Origin of the sequence: Aeromonas sp. s9 (assembly GCF_040907765.1) — a bacterium.
GTDB classification, from domain to species: Bacteria; Pseudomonadota; Gammaproteobacteria; order Enterobacterales; family Aeromonadaceae; genus Aeromonas; species Aeromonas caviae.
The window spans coordinates 1-3,487 of sequence record NZ_JBFOCK010000071.1; the positions used below are offsets into that span (position 1 = coordinate 1).

A 3,487-nucleotide genomic window follows, 5' to 3' on the forward strand; every position below is an offset into this window, starting at 1 on the left:
GCACCGAACGACCATCGCTGAGCTGGTCATGCATAAAGTCCATCGACCAACAGTGATTCGGTTGGTCAGGGACTGCCAACGGCTCCGGCTTGGCCCGCACTAGCCGCTTCTTGGGTTTTATCCGCAGATTGAGCTCTAGCGCCCGATAGATCCGGTAGACCCGCTTGTGGTTCCAGCCAAAGCCTTTGACGTTACGCAGGTACAGGAAGCACAGTCCGAAACCCCAGTTGCGCTGGTTGGCGGTGAGGCGCAGCAGCCAGTCGGCAATCTCCTGGTTTTCATCAGCCAGCACGGGCTGATAACGGTAGCAACCCTCGCTCACCTTGAACACCTGGCAAGCCAGACGGATAGAAATGGCGTAATGAGCCACAGCCTTGGTCGCCATCTCCCTGCGGGCAGATGGCGTCACCACTTTTTTGCCATCGCCTCGGAGATGATCTCAGCCTTTAGGCGCTCCTCGGCATACATCTTCTTAAGGCGACGATTTTCCTCTTCCAGCTCTTTGAGGCGCGCCATGAGAGAGGCATCCATGCCACCGAATTTGGAGCGCCACTTGTAGAAGGTGGCGGAGCTGATGCCATGCTCACGGCAGAGCTCAGGGACGGGTGAACCAGACTCGGCCTGCTTGAGGATGGCGATGATCTGTGCATCGCTAAAGCGTGATGTTTTCATGTAGAACCTCCTGCGTTCAAGATACGAGAAAATTCTACTTATGAGCACCTCAGTTTTTCGGGGGGATTACCCCTGAAACTCCTTGTAGATTCCCTTGGGGTGTTTGAAGATCAGGTCTGTAGCCTTGTAGCCGTCAATGCGGATGTGCTTCGGTGCTGTATTGTTGCCAAGAAATAGCTCATCAAAAACATGGAAGTCACGGTTGAGCACCTTCGCTTTAGGGTTGGGCCTGAACCACTTGTTGAATTTGCTTTCATTAGCGAACTCAAGGAACTCATCAAGACTTAAGGTATGATTTTTCTCATGATCAGTGATTTTGGAGAAGCTCGCATTCCCAGTCATTACTACTAGATGTTGAATAAAAGGCGTCCGCCCTTCATTACTGAATTTGCTTCTGACTCGGTCAAGCTTGTGCTTGAGCAAGTAGTACTTATTTTGGTTGACGCTGACGGGAGAGCGCCCCATGTCGGCATCGTTTTTGTACCAACGGTCTCCGCGCGATACGACTTCACCGTTATTCCAATCCTTAAGCTCAACAATCAGCACGTTACAGTGAGTGACGATGACGAGGTCAAACTCCCCTTCATTGCCTCTGGCATCAACAAACCTAAAGCCTGCATAGCCTTTCCAAGGGAGCATCGATTTGCCCCCTAAACTCCGCAGTTGATCTTGAAGTGAACCACTCGTGGCAGGTTTCGATTGGCCAACAATAGATTTAGTCGAAAATGCCTTCTGAATCGCCTCAATCGCCTTGATTTCTTGCGACTGTAAGCCGCCTTCCCACAGTTTAACTTCCATAATTAATTGTTATCCAATAGATCGAGTCAATGGTGAAAACGTTTAAAAAGCTACTCGTTCAGCCCGCTCGAGTGAGCGTTTCTGGCGCCGTAACCGTGCTATTGTCACATTGCCTTGGACTACCAGCTTCCGGCATCATGCGAATATTTGCTACCGATTGACGACCAAGGAATGAGCACAGCCTAACGGATAGCCACTCGCTTCGATATCTCATTAGGCAAAGCTACAGCCCCTGAGTTACAGCCCGCTGCTGTTAACTAACTTGGTGTCACTAACAACTCCCAGGACGCTCCACCGAGAGATGGATTTTCGTTTCTTATCTTAGGGGCGCAGATCGAGACATGGGAAGCGGGAATTGATAAAAATCTGGTCAAGATCAATCAATTAGTGAGTAACTACGAGTCTGGCTGTTTGGTTACCAGAGGATGCAGACATTTCCCTCCCCCCTGCCAAAGGGAGATTAAAATAGATAAAGGAGCCTGTTCTGGTTCCCTTCTAGCCTGACGCACAGTCTGGAGACCACACGGCAGCCAATGAGCATGACCTCAATCAAGTGGGAAATCTGCTCCATGGCGAGGAGGCATTTGTGTTCGCTGACGCAGCGATATCAGGGGTGCGGAAAATCGTGAAGAGCTGGCGGATGTAAGGGCACCAATGGGCGATTGCGATTGCGATGCGACCAGGGGCTCAAGGAGCTCAACAAGCATCCGCGAAAAAACAAGGCTGTGATTGCCTTTGAGAGGCTCAAATCCAGCATCCGCGCCAAAGTGGAGCACCCGTTTCGGATCATCAAACGTCAGTTTGGCTTTGTGAAGGCGCGGTTCAAGTGGCCGGGGCTGCGCAAGAACGACAACCAACTGGCGATGTTGTTTACGCTGGTGAATCTGTTTCGCGTGGACCAGATGATACGGGCATGGGGGGGATAGCTGTGCCCAAAAATCGAGATAAGCCTCGAAAATGAGGCTAAATGGCGCTTAATAGCCGAATACTTGCGGCAAAAAGTTAGGTTTTTGGAGTGATGGGCATTTCAAATGCGTACAAAGAGCTCGTGGTGAAAGTGCGATCCACTTGTTCGCACCTTCCCTAGGCTGCGTTCTCAAAATGCTGGTTTTCTGTCCACACATAACTCGCGCAAGTAGCGAAGGCAGAAAGCCAGTTTGATAAAGGCTGCAAAACTCTTGGCTAGCTTTTCATATCTCGTTGAAAACCGGCGAAACTTCTTCAACCAACCGAAGCACCGCTCCACGACATTGCGCCTGCGGTAATGCACCTTGTCCAGTACCAATGGACGCCCCTTATGGCGCCGTTGCTGGTCGCTGCGTTGCGGAATGACCGCTTTTATCCTTCTCCGCCGTAGCTCGGCTCGAAAGGCTTTGCTGCTATAGGCCTTGTCTGCGGCAAGATGCGCTGGCCGTGTTCGGTAGCGACCTGATGACGTTGGTATCCTCGCCATGGCCAACGCGCTTGTTGCATAGCTGATTTCTGCTGATTGCCCCGGTGACAGGCAGAAGCTCAGTGGTAAGCCATGACCGTCCGTGACCAAGTGAATTTTGCTGCCGAAACCTCCCCGCGAACGGCCAAGGGCTTGATTCATTGAGGTGTTTTTTTACGTGCACCGGCAGCATCTTTGGATGCTCTGACATTGGAGCCGTCCAGGCACCACAGGTCGAAATCGATGAGCCCTTTTTCATTGAGCTTGAGTTGCAGCGCTTCCAGAATGGCATCAATCCGGCCTGCATCCTGCCAACGCCGGAAGGTGTTGTAGACCGAATTCCATGGTCCGAAACGTTCTGGAAGGTCTCGCCAAGGAGCTCCGGTGTGGAGTATCCAGAGAATGCCATCGAGCACTTGGCGCGGTTCACGGGTAGGGCGCCCGATCAGGCTTCGAGAAGGAAACTGGGGCTCGATAAGCCCCCATTGTGCATCAGTCAGCTGATAACGGCGGGACACGGAATGGATCTTAAGCTGTTGAGAAGATGTGAGATTATATCTTCATCACTTTAAGAACACAGCCTAG

General features: G+C 51.6%; 2 protein-coding genes and 2 pseudogenes. 1 reads left to right on the forward strand and 3 read right to left on the reverse strand.

Going from position 1 to position 3,487, the window contains the following annotated elements:
* Together AB5Y54_RS14590 and AB5Y54_RS14595 are read right to left on the reverse strand one after the other, a co-directional pair.
* A pseudogene (locus AB5Y54_RS14590) lies at positions 1-672 on the reverse strand (IS3-like element ISAs22 family transposase); the annotation flags it as partial.
* Positions 673-738: 66 nt separating this feature from the next.
* Entirely contained in the window at positions 739-1,470 is a 732-nt protein-coding gene (locus tag AB5Y54_RS14595) for a nuclease-related domain-containing protein (RefSeq protein ID WP_368153946.1), read from the reverse strand.
* Between the two features lie 502 nt (positions 1,471-1,972).
* On the opposite strand from AB5Y54_RS14595, the pseudogene AB5Y54_RS14600 reads away from it, so the two are divergent.
* Positions 1,973-2,396 (forward strand): annotated as a pseudogene (locus tag AB5Y54_RS14600) (transposase); the annotation flags it as partial.
* 170 nt (positions 2,397-2,566) lie between these two features.
* On the opposite strand, the gene AB5Y54_RS14605 reads toward AB5Y54_RS14600, so the two are convergent.
* Positions 2,567-3,420, reverse strand: a protein-coding gene (locus tag AB5Y54_RS14605; RefSeq protein WP_103252041.1) for an IS5 family transposase whose coding sequence is annotated in 2 segments (ribosomal slippage) — positions 2,567-3,078 and positions 3,078-3,420 — 855 coding nt in all. Because the reading frame shifts where the segments join, the coding sequence is not laid out codon by codon here.
* Positions 3,421-3,487 lie beyond the last annotated feature (67 nt).

What these genes read in the sequence shown, in the direction of transcription:
- AB5Y54_RS14595 (WP_368153946.1), bottom strand. Translation starts at nt 1,470, where the DNA reads ATGGAAGTTAAACTGTGGGAAGGCGGCTTACAGTCGCAAGAAATCAAG.